This is a genomic window from Kitasatospora griseola (assembly GCF_044999035.1).
GTDB classification, from domain to species: Bacteria; Actinomycetota; Actinomycetes; order Streptomycetales; family Streptomycetaceae; genus Kitasatospora; species Kitasatospora griseola.
Map to the genome: position 1 here is coordinate 6,301,571 of NZ_CP173360.1, position 14,402 is coordinate 6,315,972.

Genomic DNA, 14,402 nt, shown 5'->3' on the forward strand with positions numbered 1-14,402 from the left:
CGCAAGTCGACAGCGAAGCAAGCGCGTTGCCCGGGGGGAGCAGCCGGAACCACCACCCCGAGACCGGAGCACCACCCGCGATGGGATTCACCAGCCACCCCTCGCTCCCCTGGACGGAGCTGCAGCGCCGAATGACCGGCGCGGGCGCCGCCGTCCCGCCCGCCCCCGAGGAGCCCGAACGCCCCAGGCCCGCGCCGCCGAAGGACGCCGTCCCGTGGGCCGAACTGCACGTCCACTCGGCGTTCAGCTTCCTCGACGGCGCCAGCGACCCGGAGCAACTGCTCGACGAGGCAGCCGCGTTGGGCATCGAGACGGTGGCGATCACCGACCACGACGGGTTCTACGGAGCGGTCCGGCTGGCCGAGGCCGCCAGGGGCACCGGCATCCGCACCGTGTTCGGCGCCGAACTCACCCTCGGCCCGGACGACCACCTGCTGGTGCTGGCCCGCGACCCGGAGGGCTACCGGCGGCTGTCCGCCGCGATCAGCGCCGCCCAGCTGCGCGGCGGCGCCAAGAACAACCCGCGCTACGCGTTCGACGAACTCGCCGACGCCCACCACGGCCACTGGGCGGTGCTCTCCGGCTGCCGCCGCGGCCGGGTCCGGCACGCCCTGGAGACCGCCGGCGAGGACGCCGCCGAACAGCAACTCCGCACCCTCACCGAGGCGTTCGGGCCGCAGAACGTGTACGTCGAGCTGACCGACCACCGGCTGCCCGGCGACGACCTGCGCAACGACCGGCTCGCCGCGCTGGCTGCCCGCACCGCGCTTCCGCTGGTCGCCACCAACAACGTCCACCACGCCGCGCCCGCGCAGGGCCGGCTCGCCCAGACCCTGGCCGCGCTGCACGAACGCCGCACCCTGGAACAGGCCGCCCCGTACACCATGGCCGCCGGCACCGCGCACCTGCGCTCCGGCCGTGAGATGGCGAACCGGCTGCGCAGGTTCCCCGGCGTCCAGCAGGCCACCGTCGACCTCGCCCGGGCCTGCGCCTTCGACTTCGCCACCCTCGACCCGCAACTGCCCGGCTACCCCGTCCCCGACGGCCACACCGAGAGCAGCTACCTGCGCGCCCTGGTCGCCAAGGCCGGACCGCGGCGCTTCGGCCCCGACAACGACCGGGCCCGCCGCCAACTCGCCCGTGAGCTCGACGTGATCGAGACCCGCGACCTCGCCGGGTACTTCCTGATCGTCCACGACATCGTCGACTTCTGCCGCCGCGAGAACATCTGGTGCCAGGGCCGCGGCTCCGCCGCCAACTCCGCGGTCTGCTACGCCCTCGGCATCACCGCCGTCGACCCCGTCGCCTACGGCCTGCTGTTCGAACGCTTCCTCAGCGTGGCCCGCGACGGGCCGCCCGACATCGACCTCGACATCGAGAACCGCCGCCGCGAGGAGGTCATCCAGTACGTGTACGGGCGCTACGGCCGCGCCCACGCCGCCCAGGTCGCCAACGTCATCACCTACCGGCCCCGGCTCGCACTGCGCGACGCCGCCCGGGCGCTCGGCTACCCCGCCGAGCAGGTGGACGCCTTCACCCGGCAGGTCGAGTTCCACGGCACCGTCCAGGACGACGCCGTCATCCCCGCCGACGTCCTCGACCTCGGCAGCCAACTCCACGGCCTGCCGCGCCACTTGGGAATCCACTCGGGCGGCATGGTGCTCACCCGGGAGCCTGTCGGGGAGATCTGCCCCACCGAATGGGCCCGGATGCCCGGCCGCTCCGTCCTGCAGTGGGACAAGGACTCCACCGCCGGCGCCGGACTGGTCAAGATCGACCTGCTCGGCCTCGGCATGCTCGCCGCCCTGCACGACGCCTGCGACCTGATCGAACAGCACTACGGCGAGCGGCTCGACCTCGCGAGCATCCCCCAACACGACCCCAAGGTCTACGAGATGCTCTGCCGGGCCGACACCGTCGGCGTCTTCCAGGTCGAGTCGCGCGCCCAGATGGCCACCCTGCCCCGGCTCAAGCCGAAGCACTTCTACGACCTGGTGGTCGAGGTCGCGCTGATCCGCCCCGGCCCGATCCAGGGCGGCTCCGTCCACCCCTACCTGCGCCGCCGCGACGGCGTCGAACCCGCCGAGATCCCGCACCCCAGCATGGAGCGCGCCCTCGCCAAGACCCTCGGCGTCCCGCTGTTCCAGGAACAGATGATGCAACTCGCCATCGACTGCGCCGGGTTCAGCCCCGACGAGGCCGACCGGCTGCGCCAGGCGATGGGCGCCAAACGCTCCCTGGAACGGGTCGCCGTGCTGCGCACCCGCCTGCTGGAGGGCATGGCCGAACGCGGCATCCCCGCGGAGACCGCCGAGGACGTCTACACCAAGATCGAGGCGTTCTCCAGCTACGGCTTCCCCGAGTCGCACGCGATCAGCTTCGCCTACCTGGTGTGGGCCAGCGCCTGGCTCAAGTACCACCACCCGGCGGCGTTCACCTGCGCGCTGCTCGCCAACCAGCCGATGGGCTTCTACTCCCCGCTCAGCCTGATCACCGACGTCCGCCGGCACGGCGTACGGGTGCGCGCCGTGGACGTCGCGGTCAGCGACCCGGGGCCGACGCTGGAACCCGGGCGGCACCCGTCCTACCCGCACCCCCTCACCGCCGGGACACCGCAGGCCGCGATCCGGCTGGGCCTCACCTCGGTGCGCGGCCTCGGCCGGGCCCAGGCCGAGACCATCGCCGCCGGGCGCCCCTACGCCGACCTGGAGGACTTCGCCCGCCGCACCGCGCTGCCCCGGCCCCTGATGGAGGCCCTCGCCACCGCCGGCGCGTTCTCCTGCTTCGGACTGAGCCGCCGTCAGGCCCTCTGGTCGGCCGGCCTGTACGCCGCCACCGACTCCGACTCGCTGCCCGGCACCCTCCCCGGCGCCGACGCCCCGCCGCTGCCCGCGATGACCCCGATCGAGGAGACCATAGCCGACCTGTGGGCCACCGGCAGCTCCGCCACCAGCCACCCCGTCCAGCACCTGCGCGAGGCCCTGCACCGGTCCGGCGCCGTCACCGCCGCGCAGCTCCGGCACGTCCCGCCCGGCACCCCCGTCGTGGTCGGCGCCCTGGTCACCCACCGCCAACGCCCGCCCACCGCGGGCGGCGTCCTCTTCCTCAGCCTGGAGGACGAGACCGGCCTGATCAACGTCATCTGCAACCGCCCCGTCTGGGAGGCCCACCGCCGCACCGTCCTGGAACGCGCCGGCCTGCTCGTCCACGGCACCGTCGAACGCACCCACGGCGCGACGAACTTGATCGCCACCCGGATCGCGCCGCTGCGGCTGGGGATCTGACGCCAACGAAATTCTCGTCGCGCGGCCCGCGGCGGACGGTACGGTGTGGCCTCGACCAAGGGGGAGCATGTCCGGACGCCTCGCCGCGGCCCTCGCCGTGGCCGCCTTCGCCGCCGTCGGCTGCACCGCCACCGGCCACCCGGGCCCGGCGACCGGGCCGACCGCGCACGCCGCCCCGGCCGACACCGCCGGCCCGGGGCCCGCCTGCAGCGCGGCGCCCAGCCCCACCGTGAGCATGGAGGGCGGCTGGGCGGGCAGCTGGCGGGGCCCGCTCCCGGCGGAGATCCGCTGCCTGCCGCACGTGGCCGACGGCACCCTCGCCCACATGGCGGGCGAGATGGTCGTCGATGGCAAGGAGTGGAACGCCGTCGAGGTCCGCGTCGCGGACGGCACCACTCCCGACCAGGCCCGGGCCCTGTGCCACCGCCTCACCGACCTCGGGTACGGCCTCGGCGGGTCGCACGACATCACCCTGCTCACCGTCAGCGGGGCGGGCCACTACGTGTCGGAGCCCGGCGGCGACCCCGCCTGCTTCGACGGGGACCGGTCGACCCTCCGACCGGCCCTGCCGTAGCGGCTTCCACCCCCCTCGCGGGCGGCCCCGCGGGCGCGTGCGGAAAGCGTTTGCCAAGGTCGGTGCGGTGATGCCCGAACCAGGAGGAGATCATGTCCAGACGGCTCGTCACCGTCCTTGCCGCAGCCGCAGCCGCAGCCGCAGCCGCGTTCGCGGTTGTCGGCTGCACCACCACCGCCACCGCGCCGCAGGCCGCCGCGCCCACCTCCGCCGGGCCCGGACCCGCCTGCAGCGCGGCGCCCAGCCCCACCGAGAGCTGGCTGGGCGGCTGGGTGGCCCCGTTGCCGGACGAGATCCGCTGCCTGCCGCACATCGACCACGGTGCCTACTCCCACACCCCGCCCGCGGCGGACGTCCAGGAGGGCGGCCAGAACGCCGTCACGGTCACCGTCACGCCCGACACCACCCCCGACCAAACCCTGGCCCTGTGCCTGCGCATCACCGAACTCGGCTACGGCCTCGACGGCCCGCACCAGGTCGCCTTCCTCAGCGTCGGGAACGGCGAGGAGACCGGCCACTACACGTCGATGCCCGGGCAGGCTCCCTGCCTCAAGATCCGCTGACCGGCCCCGCGGTCAGGCGCGGCGCAGGGGCCCGCGCCCCTCGCCGGGCGGCCCCGCGAACACCTGGGCGTACGGCAGCCAGGCGCGGGCGGTGTCGCCTTCGACGGTCAGGGCGAGGTCGTCGAGGTGGCGGCGCTGGGTGATCAGCAGGCAGAAGTCCAGCGCCGGGCCGGACACCCGGTCGGCGGCGTCCTCCTCGCCCCACGTCCACAACTGTCCTGTGGGGGAGCGGAGTTCGAAGCGGAAGGGGGAGGTCGGTGCGGGCCGGCCGTGGACGGCGAACGCGAAGCCGACGGTGCGGACGCCCAGGTGGACGACGTGCCGCAGACGGTCGGTCGGGACGCGGTCCACGCCGAGCGCGTCCGCGACGTCCTGCCCGTGCGCCCAGGTCTCCATCAGCCGGGCCGTCAGCATCGACCGTGCCTTCATCGGCGGCCCGAACCACGGCATCCGCACCTCGGCCGGCACCTCCGCCAGCACCCGCGCCACCTCCGACCGCCCCGCCCGCCAGCGCTTCAGCAGCGCGGCCGGCTCCTCACCGACCCCTTCCGCCGCACCCAGCTCCACCGGCCCGAACCCGTCCGCGAAATCCCGCTCCACCGTGGCCGCGAACCCCTCCGGGTCCTGCGCGGACGACAGCGCGCACCGGTCCGTCCAGGCCAGGTGCGACACCTGATGGGCCACCGTCCACCCCACCGCCGGCGTCTCCATCGCCCATCCGGCCTCGTCCAAGTCCTTGACCAGGAAGTCCAGTTCCTCCCCCTCGGCCACCAGGTCCGCCACCAGCCCGTCCACCCGCCACCCCTCTCGCCGTCGATGCCCCCACCCTTACCCCACCACCCCCGGGCCGCACCAGTGATCCCTCGCACAGCACGGCCTGCCGCCCGGCCCCGCCTCGCGCGGCCACTCGACGGATTCGCTTCCGCCGTTCGAGCGGACCGACGGAACCACCGCGGTCGCGACCCGCCCCGCGCAGCGGCTCTCGGTGGCTCGGGTCCGGCCGACGTGTTCTGATGAGGCGTCAGGCGGTCGGAGTGGGAGGTCGGTCCGGTATGCGGGTGGTGGTGGTCGGGGCCAACGGGGAGATCGGTCGGTGCGTGGTGACCGAGGCGATGGCGCGGGGGCACCGGGTGACGGCGGTGGTGCGGCGGCCGGAGGAGTACCAGGGGCTGGCGATCAGCGTGGAGCGCGGGGACGTGCTGGAGCCGGCGGACGTGGCGCGGGTCGCGGCGGGGGCCGAGGCGTTGGTGAGTGCGGTCGGCGGCGGGGACGGCCCGGGCCGGGGGCGGCTGATCGAGCCGGCGGCGCACGCGCTGGTCGCGGGGCTGCGTCAACTCGGCGACAGCGCACCGAGGTTGCTGGTGGTCGGAAGCGCGGGCAGCCTGACCACCTCGGCCGGGGCGAGGCTGTGGGACGAGCCGTCGGTGACGCCCCGCCAGCTGGAGGTGATGCGGGCGCACGGCCGCGCACTGGAGTACCTGCGCACCGTCAGCGACCTGGACTGGACGGTGCTCAGCCCGCCGCAGAGCCTGCTGCCGGGCGAGCGCACCGGCGACTACCGCACCGCCGCCGACGAACTGGTCGCCACCCCGGACGGCCTGTCCACCATCTCGCTGCCGGACTTCGCGACCGCCCTGGTGGACGAACTGGAGACGCCCCGCCACCACGGCGAGCGCTTCACCTGCGGCTACTGAAGCCCGGCGGGGCGATGGGCAGCAGGCAGTGGCGCGCCCGGAGCCACGCGGCGTTCGGTCGTCGATCACGGTGCCCCCTCCGGCGAGCCATGATGCCGGAGGGGGTGACGGACCGTCAGCCGAGCTGGATCGAGCGCTTGGCGAGGCCCATCCAGAAGCCGTCGATGACGCTGCGCTGTTCGCCGAGGTCGGCCTCGCCCGCGCCGAGGGTGACGAAGAGCGGGGCGAAGTGCTCGGTGCGGGGGTGGGCGAGGCGGCCGGCGGGGGCCTTGTGCTCGAAGTCGAGCAGGGCGTCGAGGTCGCGGGCCTCCAGGGCGCGGCGGCCCCAGTCGTCGAACTCGGCCATCATGGAGGTGACCCGGCCGTCGGGGGAGAGGGCGCGCAGGTTGTGGGTGAAGAAGCCGGAGCCGACGATCAGCACGCCCTCGTCGCGCAGCGGGGCGAGCTTGCGGCCGATGGCCAGCAGCTGCTCCGGGTCGAGGGTGGGGAGCGAGACCTGCAGGACGGGGATGTCCGCGCCGGGGTACATCTCGACCAGCGGGACGTACGCGCCGTGGTCCAGGCCGCGGTCCGGCACGTCCTGCACGGGGGTTCCGGCGGTGCGCAGCAACTTGCGGACGGAGTCGGCGAGTTCGGGCGCGCCCGGGGCGGCGTACCGCACCTGGTAGTAGTGCTCGGGGAAGCCCCAGAAGTCGTACACCAGGGGGATGGTCCGCACCGCGCCGATCGCCAGCGGGGCCTCCTCCCAGTGCGCGGAGACCATCAGGATCGCCTTGGGGCGGGGCAGGTCGGCGGACCAGGCGGCGAGCTGGCCGGGCCAGATCGGGTCGTCGGCGAGCGGGGGTGCGCCGTGCGAGAGGTAGAGAGCGGGCATGCGCTCGGGGGTGGCGGTGCTCATGGGTCCGTCCTCCTGGCGTGGTCCGGCGTTCCGGTGCGGTCGCAGCCGTGGTTCAAATTTGAACCGAACGCTTTCGACGGTACACCTCGGTTCAAATTTGAACAACCGGAGTAGGATGCGGAGCATGGACGAACCCCGTTGGCTCGACGAGACCGAGATGGCCGCCTGGCGCGGATTCGTCGAGGCCACCAACCTGGTCGCCCGCCGACTGGAGCGCCAGCTCAAGGACGACGCGGGGCTGTCGCACACCCAGTACGAGATCCTGGTGCACCTGTCCGCCGCCCCCGACGGCTCGCTGCGGATGACCGACCTGGCCGACCGGCTGGTCACCTCCAAGAGCGGCCTGACCTACCAGGTCACCCAGCTGGAGAAGGCCGGACTGGTCGGCCGCCGCTCCTGCGCCAGCGACGTGCGCGGCGTGTTCGCCGAACTCACCGAGCAGGGGCGGCAGGCGCTGCGGGCCGCCGCCCCGGGGCACGTCGCCGCCGTCCGCGAGACGCTGATCGACGTGCTCACCCCGGAGCAGCTGGCCGCCCTGGCGGCGAGTCTCGGCGCCGTCGCCGACCGCCTGCGCGCCGCCGACGCCTGAACCGGCCGGCCGCGCCCGAGTGCGGCGTCAGATCGCTGCGGCGCGGACGCAGAGCACGTCCGGCAGGTGCGAGGTGAGCAGTGACCAGCTCTCGCCGCCGTCCGCCGAGCCGTACACCTCGCCGTTGCGGTTGCCGAAGTAGACGCCCGCCGGGTCGGCGTCGTCGGTGCACAGGGCGTCGCGCAGGACGACGCCGTAGTGGTTCTCGTGCGGCAGGCCGGTCTCCAGCGGCTGCCAGGTCTCGCCCGCGTCGGTGGTGCGGAAGACCCGGCAGCGGCGGTCCACGGGCAGCCGGGCGTAGTCGGCGTCCAGCGGGAACAGGTACGCGGTGCCCGAGGTGTGCGGGTGGGCGGCCACGCCGAAGCCGAAGTCGGCGGGCAGGTCGCCGGCGATCGACTTCCAGGTCCGGCCGGCGTCGTCGCTGCGGTACACCCCGCCGTGGTTCTGCAGGTAGAGCCGGTCGGGATCGGTCGCGTCCCGGGCGATCTTGTGCACGCACTGGCCGTACTCGGGGAAGCGGTCCGGCAGGAAGTCGGCCTTGATGCCGGTGTTGGACGGCTCCCAGCTGCGCCCGCCGTCGGCGGTGCGGTAGACGCCGCCGGAGGAGACCGCCACCGTCAGCGCGTCCGGGTCGCGCGGGTCGGTCAGGACGGTGTGCATGCCCTGGCCGCCGAAGCCGGCGCCCCAGTGCTCGCGCTGCGGGTGGTCCCAGAGCGCGTCGACCATGGTGAAGCTCTCGCCGCCGTCGGTGGAGCGGAACAGCGCGGCCGGTTCGGTGCCCGCGTACACCACGCCGGGCGCCTCCGGGCCGGCCGGCTGCAGCTGCCACACCCGCTCCAGCGAGGCGCCCGTCCGCTCGGGGAAGCGCACCGCCGGCTTCGACGGCTCCTGCCACTCGGCGCCCAGGTCGTCGGACCACCACACCGACGGCCCCCAGTGGCTGCTGTCCGCCGCGACCAGCAGCCGGGTCCGCCCGCCCCGGCGGTCGATGCCCACCGAGTAGATCGCGTTCATCTGGAAGTGCGGGCCGCTGAACTCCCACTTCTCGCGGCCCGAACTGCGGCCCAGGAAGAGGCCCTTCTGCGTGCCGACGGCCAGCAGGACATCCCGTACGTCGCTCATCGTGAACCACCCGGAACTCGGTTGTGCGCGGTCCCGCAGCAGTCTCCCCCGGGGGTCGGACGGGTGCACGGCAGCGCGCCGCGACGGCCGGCCGGGGTGTCGGGGAATGCGTGGAGGAGGGTGATGGTTTACAATTCAACAAAGCCCCGACGAAGGAGGACCCGATGGCATCCACGATCGACCTGCGCCGCGCCGACCAGCGCTTCCACACCCGCGCCGGCTGGCTGGACTCCAAGCACTCCTTCTCGTTCTCGCACCACTGGGACCCGGCCAACACCCACTTCGGCCTGCTGCTGGTCTCCAACGACGACATCGTCGCCCCCGGCACCGGCTTCGAGACCCACCCCCACCGGGACATGGAGATCATCACCTGGGTGCTCGACGGCGGCCTGGTCCACCAGGACTCCGAGGGCCACAACGGCGTCATCTACCCCGGGCTCGCCCAGCGGATGAGCGCCGGCACCGGCATCCTGCACAGTGAGAAGAACGACTCCTGGACCATCACCGGCGAGCCGCAGCACCAGGAGCCGGTCCGCTTCATCCAGATGTGGACCATCCCGGACGCCGCCGGCATCGTCCCCGGCTACGAGCAGCTCGACATCAACGACCAGCTCGGCCAAGGCGGTTGGACCACCCTCGCGTCCGGCATGGGCAAGCACTCCAACCAGCGGGCGATCGGCATCCGGCAGAAGCACGCCGCGCTGCACGTCGCACGCATCCGCCCGAACGAGACGCTGGAACTCGCCACCGCCCCGTTCGTCCACCTCTACGTGGCCCGCGGCGAGGCCGCCGTCGAAGGCGCCGGCCTGCTGCACGAGGGCGACGCGCTGCGCATCACCGGCGCCGAGGGCCAGCGGGTGACCGCCGGACCGGACGGGGCCGAGCTGCTCCAGTGGGAGATGAACGCCACCCTCGACTGAGTCGGGACACCCCCCAGGCCCGTCGTGCGGCCTCCGAGCCGCCCGGCGGGCCTCCGTGCTGCCCGGAAACGGTGGCTGTGCGGGAGCGGTGGCTGTGCGGGAGCGGTCGTTGAACGGAAACGGCCGTCGTACGGGTGCGGTCGTCAAGCGGTCGCTGCGCGGGCACGACGGCTGCGCGGGTGCGACGAACGGGCACGACGAAGGGGCACCGGGAGGAATCCCGGTGCCCCTTTCGTGCCGTCATGCCGTCAACCGGCCTGCGGTGCACGTCAGTTCTGCGAGGCCTTCTGGGCCTCGACGCCCGCGTGCACCTCCGCCATGTCGAGCTTGCGGGCCTGGCCGATCAGGTCTTCCAGGGCCGCCTCGGGGAGCGCGCCCGGCTGGGCGAAGACCAGGACGCCCTCGCGAATGATCGCCAGCGTCGGGATCGACCGGATCTCGAACGCGGCCGCCAGCTCCTGCTGCGCCTCGGTGTCGACCTTCGCGAAGGTGATGTCCGTGTGCTTCTCGGCGGCCCGCTCGAAGACCGGCGCGAACTGGCGGCAGGGACCGCACCAGGCCGCCCAGAAATCGATCAGGACGAAGCCCTTGCCGTCCTCACCCTGGACCACCTCGTCGAAGTTGTCCTTGGTCAGTTCCACCGTGCTCATCGCTGCCACCTGCCTTTCACAGCCGGGTATCTCCGGAGCGGGCCCGGTCTCGGACCCACGGCCGTCACAACCCCGCCACCTGGGGAACTATTCCGGGCGCCCGACTTCCACTGAACGTTCCGGACCCGCCGTACGTACCCCCGGGCGAACCGGTCGAACCCCGGGCCCGGAAACCCCGGCATCCCGGTGGTCCGGCCGACCCGCACCCTCCCGGACGGGAGCCCGCCATGACCACCACCGGCCGAACGGCCCCCAACGGCCGCCGCGTCACCATGTTCGCCGCCGGTGCCCTGGCTGCCGCCGCCCTGATCGCCGGCTGCGGCAGCAGCAGCGGCGGCGGCAGCAGTTCGTCCTCCACCATGCACAGCGGCAGCCAGACCCAGGCCACGCTGATGACCGAGCACAACGGCACCCTCGGCACCCTGGTCACCGACGGGCAGGGGTTCACCCTGTACCGCTTCGACCAGGACACCAACAACCCGTCGGCCACGCACTGCACCGGCGACTGCGCCACCCTCTGGCCGCCCGAACTCACCACCGGCAGCGGCGCGCCCGTCCTCAAGGGCATCGACGCCAAGCTGGTCTCCACCGTCACCCGCCCCGACGGCACCCATCAAGTCACCCTGAACGGCTGGCCGTTGTACCGCTACGCCCCCGACACCAAGCCCGGCCAGACCAACGGCCAGGGCGTCGGCGGCACCTGGTGGGCGACCACCCCGACCGGCGACAAGGCGATGGCCGGCACCGCGCCGAGCATGCCGTCCGGCGGCGGCTACTGACCGGCCGCGCGGTGCCGACGGAGCCGGTGCGCCATGGACGAGCGGATGACAGCCGGAGCCGAAGGAGTGCGGCGCGGGCGCCCGCGCCGCACCCCCGCCACGGTTATCGACACCGGCCGGGCCGGACTTGAGAACCCCGGCCCGGCCCGCACCGCACACCGCCGGCCGCGCGCCCCGCAGCCGCGGGCCGCGCACCCGCCGTCCCCGATCGACCCGTGCGCGCACCCGCGCGAGGATGGCGCCGTGGCCGAGCACCCCCGTACCACCGGTCACGACGACGGCGCCGCCACCGCGCCGACCGCCGGACACACCGGCGGCCCCGCCGCCGAGGACCGGCTGATGCGCGCCCTGTACCGGGAGCACGCCCGCCCGCTGTACGGGATGGTGCTGCACCTGGTCGGCGGCGACCGCCAGCGCGCCGAGGACGTCGTCCAGGAGACCCTGGTCCGCGCCTGGCGGCACCTCGACCGGCTCGACACCGACCGCAACAGCCTGCGGCCCTGGCTGGCCACCGTGGCCCGGCGGATCGTCATCGACGACCGGCGCGGCCGGAGCGCCCGGCCCCGCGAAGTCCCCGACGGCGAACTGGAACGGCTCCCCGCCGAGGACGAACTCGACCGCGTGCTGCGGCTGATGACCCTCACCGACGCGCTCGACTCGCTGTCCGAGGCGCACCGCGGCGCGATCACCGAGACCTACCTGCGCGGCCGCACCGCCACCGAGGCCGCCGCCGTCCTCGGCGTCCCGCCCGGCACCGTCCGGTCCCGGCTCTACTACGCCCTGCGAGCCCTCCGGCTCGCCCTGGAGGAACGGGGAGTGACGCCATGACCACCCCCCACGACGACCTCGGTCCGCACGGCGACCTCGCCGCCCACCTGCTCGGCGTGCTCGAACCCGAGCAGGAGGCCCGGTTCGCCGAACACCTCGCCCACTGCCCGCGCTGCACCGCCGAGGCCGCGCGGCTCGCCCCCGTCACCGCGCTGCTCGCCGAACTCGCGCCCGCCGCGAGCCCGCAGGGCGCCACCGCGGTCGCGGAGCCGGACGGGCCGCCGCCCGAACTGCTGGACCGGCTGGCCGGGCAGGTGGTGGCCGAACGGCGGCGCGCCAAGGTGCGGCGGCTGGTGCTGGCCGCGGTGGCGGCGATCCTCGCGCTGGGCGGGCCCGCGGTCACCTGGGCGCTCACCGAAGGGCCGCAAGTGGCCGTCGCGGCGCAGCAGTTCAGCGCCACCGACCGGGCCACCGGAGTGTCCGCCACGGTCGGCGTCGACCCCGCCGCCTGGGGCAGCCGGATCACCGTCGTCGTCGGCCACCTGTCGGGGCCGCAGAGTTGCACCCTGGTCGCCGTCGGCACGGACGGCACGCAGCAGACCGTCACCAGCTGGGCCGTCCCCGCCACCGACTACGGCGGCCACACCGAGCTGCGCACCGGCGGCGGCACCGGACTGGCCCCGTCGGCGATCGCCCGCTTCGAGGTGCGGTCGGGCGCCACGGTCCTGGTCGCCGTGCCCGCCCACCCCGTCCAGCTCGCCCGGCGGTGAGCACTCCGGCGCGGCACACTGGGGGTGAGGAGGCCACGCGGGCCCGGGAGTGACCCGCCGCGGGGCGCGTGGACGGCCGAGATGCACCCGATTCCCCTGCTCTGCCCGCGCTGCGGCCAGCCGCAGCAGGTCATCCACATCGACGACCCGCACCACCCGATCCGGGTGGTGCACACCGAGACCGGCCGCGAGGACTGCGAACCGGCCGCCGGCGACCGAGCCACTGCGGCGAACCAGCCGGAAAGCAGCTGAACACCCAGTACCCACCCGGGAGGTGGTGGCCATGAAGACACTGGTCGGATGGCACATCGAAATGGAGTTCCAGGAGGACGGCAACCGCACCAGAGCCGCCGCCATGGTCCGGCTCGGTGACGGATCGGAGTTGCGCGCACACGGCTACTCCACCCGCCACCACTCCGACAGCCCGCAACTGCGGGTCGGCGAGGAGGTCGCCGGGGCCCGCGCCCTCAACGACCTCGCCATGCAACTGCTCACCAAGGCCCACAAGGAGGTCGGGCAGCCCGACTGACCCGCCTGGACAGTCGACCTGACGGGGCGTCAGATCGCGGTCAACGGCACCGTCGGGTCCGCCAACCGCTCCGGGTCCACCTCGCGCCCGGAGCGGACCAGTTCACGAATGGGGTCGGTCACGTCCCAGACGTTGACGTTCATGCCGGCCAGCACCTTGGCGCCGGACAGCCAGAACGCGATGAACTCCCGCCCCGCGACATCCCCGCGGAACACCACCCGGTCGTAGCCGCCGGGCTCCGCGTAGCCGGTGTACTCCATGCCCAGGTCGTACTGGTCGGTGAAGAAGTACGGCACCCGGTCGTACACGGCGTCCTTGCCGAGCATCGCCGCCGCGGCGACGGCCGGCTGGTTGAGCGCGTTCGCCCAGTGCTCGACCCGGATCGGCTTTCCGAACAGCGGATGGAAAGCGTTTGCCACGTCGCCCGCCGCGAAGACGTCGGGGTGCGAGGTCGCCAGGTGCTGGTCCGTGCGGACGCCGTTCTCGACGGTCAGCCCGGCGTGCTCGGCGAGCGCCGTGTTCGGGCTGATGCCGACACCCACCAGCAGTACGTCGGCGGGCACCGTGCTGCCGTCGCCCAGCCGCACGCCGTCCGGCTTCAGCTCCTCGACCTCGGCGCCGAACCGCAGGTCCACGCCGTGCGCGCGGTGCAGATCCGCGAAGACCTGCGCGACCTCCCGGCCCAGCACGCGCAGCAGCGGCAGCTCGGCGGCCTCCAGCACCGTCACCTCCGCCCCGGCCGTGCGGGCCGCGGCCGCCGCCTCCAGGCCGATCCAGCCCGCCCCGACGATCACCACCCGGGCCCCGGGTCGGAACGCCGCCCGCAACCGCTCACTGTCGCCGACCCGCCGCAAGGTCTGCACGAACTCCCCGTCCCCGCCCGGTACGGGCAGCCGGCGCGGCGAGGATCCGGTGGCCAGCAGCAACTTCGAGTACGGCAGCCGGTCGCCGCCCGCCAGCGCGATGGTGTGCGCGGCCGGGTCGATCGCGGTGGCCGCGACGCCCAGCCGGAGCGTGACCCCGTGCTCCTCGTACCAGCCGGCCGGATGGACGTAGATCTTCTCCCGCTCCTCCTTCCCGAGCAGGTACCCCTTGGAGAGCGGCGGCCGCTCGTACGGCCGCTCGTGCTCGTCCCCGACCAGGGTGATCGGCCCCGCGTAGCCCTCCGCGCGCAGCGCCTCGGCCGCCTTCGCCCCGGCCAGACTCGCTCCGACAACCACGATTCCGGTGTCCATGCCCAATCTCCTTCCCGCCGTCCGACT

16 protein-coding genes are annotated in these 14,402 nt (G+C 73.9%); 11 read left to right on the forward strand and 5 right to left on the reverse strand.

What is annotated here, in order from left to right; translation table 11 throughout:
* The first annotated feature begins 80 nt into the window (after positions 1 to 80).
* The 3 genes from ACI1MP_RS28585 to ACI1MP_RS28595 all read left to right on the forward strand — a co-directional run bounded on the left by ACI1MP_RS28585 (position 81) and on the right by ACI1MP_RS28595 (position 4,421).
* Entirely contained in the window at positions 81 to 3,284 is a 3,204-nt protein-coding gene (locus ACI1MP_RS28585; protein ID WP_404869782.1) for an error-prone DNA polymerase, read from the forward strand.
* A gap of 67 nt (positions 3,285 to 3,351) precedes the next feature.
* The gene (locus ACI1MP_RS28590; RefSeq protein ID WP_404869783.1) at positions 3,352 to 3,858 is read left to right on the forward strand and encodes a hypothetical protein; all 507 of its coding nucleotides are present in this window, start codon (positions 3,352 to 3,354) and stop codon (positions 3,856 to 3,858) included.
* 92 nt (positions 3,859 to 3,950) lie between these two features.
* A complete protein-coding gene (locus ACI1MP_RS28595) occupies positions 3,951 to 4,421 on the forward strand; it encodes a hypothetical protein (protein ID WP_380336777.1) in 471 nt (156 codons plus the stop codon).
* Between the two features lie 12 nt (positions 4,422 to 4,433).
* Here ACI1MP_RS28595 and ACI1MP_RS28600 read toward each other — a convergent pair whose 3' ends face one another.
* A complete protein-coding gene (locus ACI1MP_RS28600) occupies positions 4,434 to 5,216 on the reverse strand; it encodes a TIGR03084 family metal-binding protein (RefSeq protein ID WP_380336774.1) in 783 nt (260 codons plus the stop codon).
* 257 nt (positions 5,217 to 5,473) lie between these two features.
* On the opposite strand from ACI1MP_RS28600, the gene ACI1MP_RS28605 reads away from it, so the two are divergent.
* Positions 5,474 to 6,115, forward strand: a complete 642-nt coding sequence (locus ACI1MP_RS28605) for an NAD(P)-dependent oxidoreductase (RefSeq protein ID WP_380336771.1) — start codon at positions 5,474 to 5,476, stop codon at positions 6,113 to 6,115.
* 115 nt (positions 6,116 to 6,230) lie between these two features.
* Here the strand turns inward: ACI1MP_RS28605 and ACI1MP_RS28610 are convergent, their stop codons facing one another.
* Positions 6,231 to 7,013, reverse strand: coding sequence for a dioxygenase (locus tag ACI1MP_RS28610; RefSeq protein ID WP_380336768.1), 783 nt, complete (start codon positions 7,011 to 7,013; stop codon positions 6,231 to 6,233).
* A 124-nt stretch (positions 7,014 to 7,137) separates the two neighbouring features.
* On the opposite strand from ACI1MP_RS28610, the gene ACI1MP_RS28615 reads away from it, so the two are divergent.
* Positions 7,138 to 7,602 carry a MarR family winged helix-turn-helix transcriptional regulator gene (locus ACI1MP_RS28615; protein WP_380336765.1) on the forward strand — a complete coding sequence of 155 codons (465 nt, stop codon included), beginning with the start codon at positions 7,138 to 7,140 and terminating at the stop codon, positions 7,600 to 7,602.
* 27 nt (positions 7,603 to 7,629) lie between these two features.
* Here ACI1MP_RS28615 and ACI1MP_RS28620 read toward each other — a convergent pair whose 3' ends face one another.
* Positions 7,630 to 8,724 carry a WD40/YVTN/BNR-like repeat-containing protein gene (locus ACI1MP_RS28620; RefSeq protein ID WP_404869784.1) on the reverse strand — a complete coding sequence of 365 codons (1,095 nt, stop codon included), beginning with the start codon at positions 8,722 to 8,724 and terminating at the stop codon, positions 7,630 to 7,632.
* A gap of 164 nt (positions 8,725 to 8,888) precedes the next feature.
* Between ACI1MP_RS28620 and ACI1MP_RS28625 the strand changes: the two genes are divergently transcribed.
* Positions 8,889 to 9,644 carry a pirin family protein gene (locus ACI1MP_RS28625; RefSeq protein ID WP_404869785.1) on the forward strand — a complete coding sequence of 252 codons (756 nt, stop codon included), beginning with the start codon at positions 8,889 to 8,891 and terminating at the stop codon, positions 9,642 to 9,644.
* Between the two features lie 269 nt (positions 9,645 to 9,913).
* Here the strand turns inward: ACI1MP_RS28625 and trxA are convergent, their stop codons facing one another.
* Positions 9,914 to 10,294, reverse strand: coding sequence for a thioredoxin (gene trxA / locus ACI1MP_RS28630; RefSeq protein WP_043913135.1), 381 nt, complete (start codon positions 10,292 to 10,294; stop codon positions 9,914 to 9,916).
* 227 nt (positions 10,295 to 10,521) lie between these two features.
* On the opposite strand from trxA, the gene ACI1MP_RS28635 reads away from it, so the two are divergent.
* From ACI1MP_RS28635 to ACI1MP_RS28655, 5 genes are all read left to right on the forward strand, one after another.
* Positions 10,522 to 11,073 (forward strand): hypothetical protein, encoded by a 552-nt coding sequence (locus ACI1MP_RS28635; RefSeq protein ID WP_380336758.1) that lies wholly within the window; start codon positions 10,522 to 10,524, stop codon positions 11,071 to 11,073.
* 339 nt (positions 11,074 to 11,412) lie between these two features.
* Positions 11,413 to 11,901: a sigma-70 family RNA polymerase sigma factor gene (locus tag ACI1MP_RS28640; RefSeq protein ID WP_198520529.1), complete on the forward strand. Its 489-nt coding sequence runs from the start codon at positions 11,413 to 11,415 to the stop codon at positions 11,899 to 11,901.
* Entirely contained in the window at positions 11,898 to 12,611 is a 714-nt protein-coding gene (locus tag ACI1MP_RS28645) for an anti-sigma factor family protein (RefSeq protein ID WP_380336755.1), read from the forward strand. Before ACI1MP_RS28640 ends, ACI1MP_RS28645 begins: the two co-directional genes overlap by 4 nt.
* Before the next feature lie 81 nt (positions 12,612 to 12,692).
* A complete protein-coding gene (locus tag ACI1MP_RS28650) occupies positions 12,693 to 12,863 on the forward strand; it encodes a hypothetical protein (RefSeq protein WP_157815602.1) in 171 nt (56 codons plus the stop codon).
* 31 nt (positions 12,864 to 12,894) lie between these two features.
* Positions 12,895 to 13,140, forward strand: a complete 246-nt coding sequence (locus ACI1MP_RS28655) for a DUF1876 domain-containing protein (RefSeq protein WP_043913131.1) — start codon at positions 12,895 to 12,897, stop codon at positions 13,138 to 13,140.
* A 29-nt stretch (positions 13,141 to 13,169) separates the two neighbouring features.
* On the opposite strand, the gene ACI1MP_RS28660 is transcribed toward ACI1MP_RS28655, so the two are convergent.
* A complete protein-coding gene (locus ACI1MP_RS28660; RefSeq protein ID WP_404869786.1) occupies positions 13,170 to 14,375 on the reverse strand; it encodes an NAD(P)/FAD-dependent oxidoreductase in 1,206 nt (401 codons plus the stop codon).
* Positions 14,376 to 14,402 lie beyond the last annotated feature (27 nt).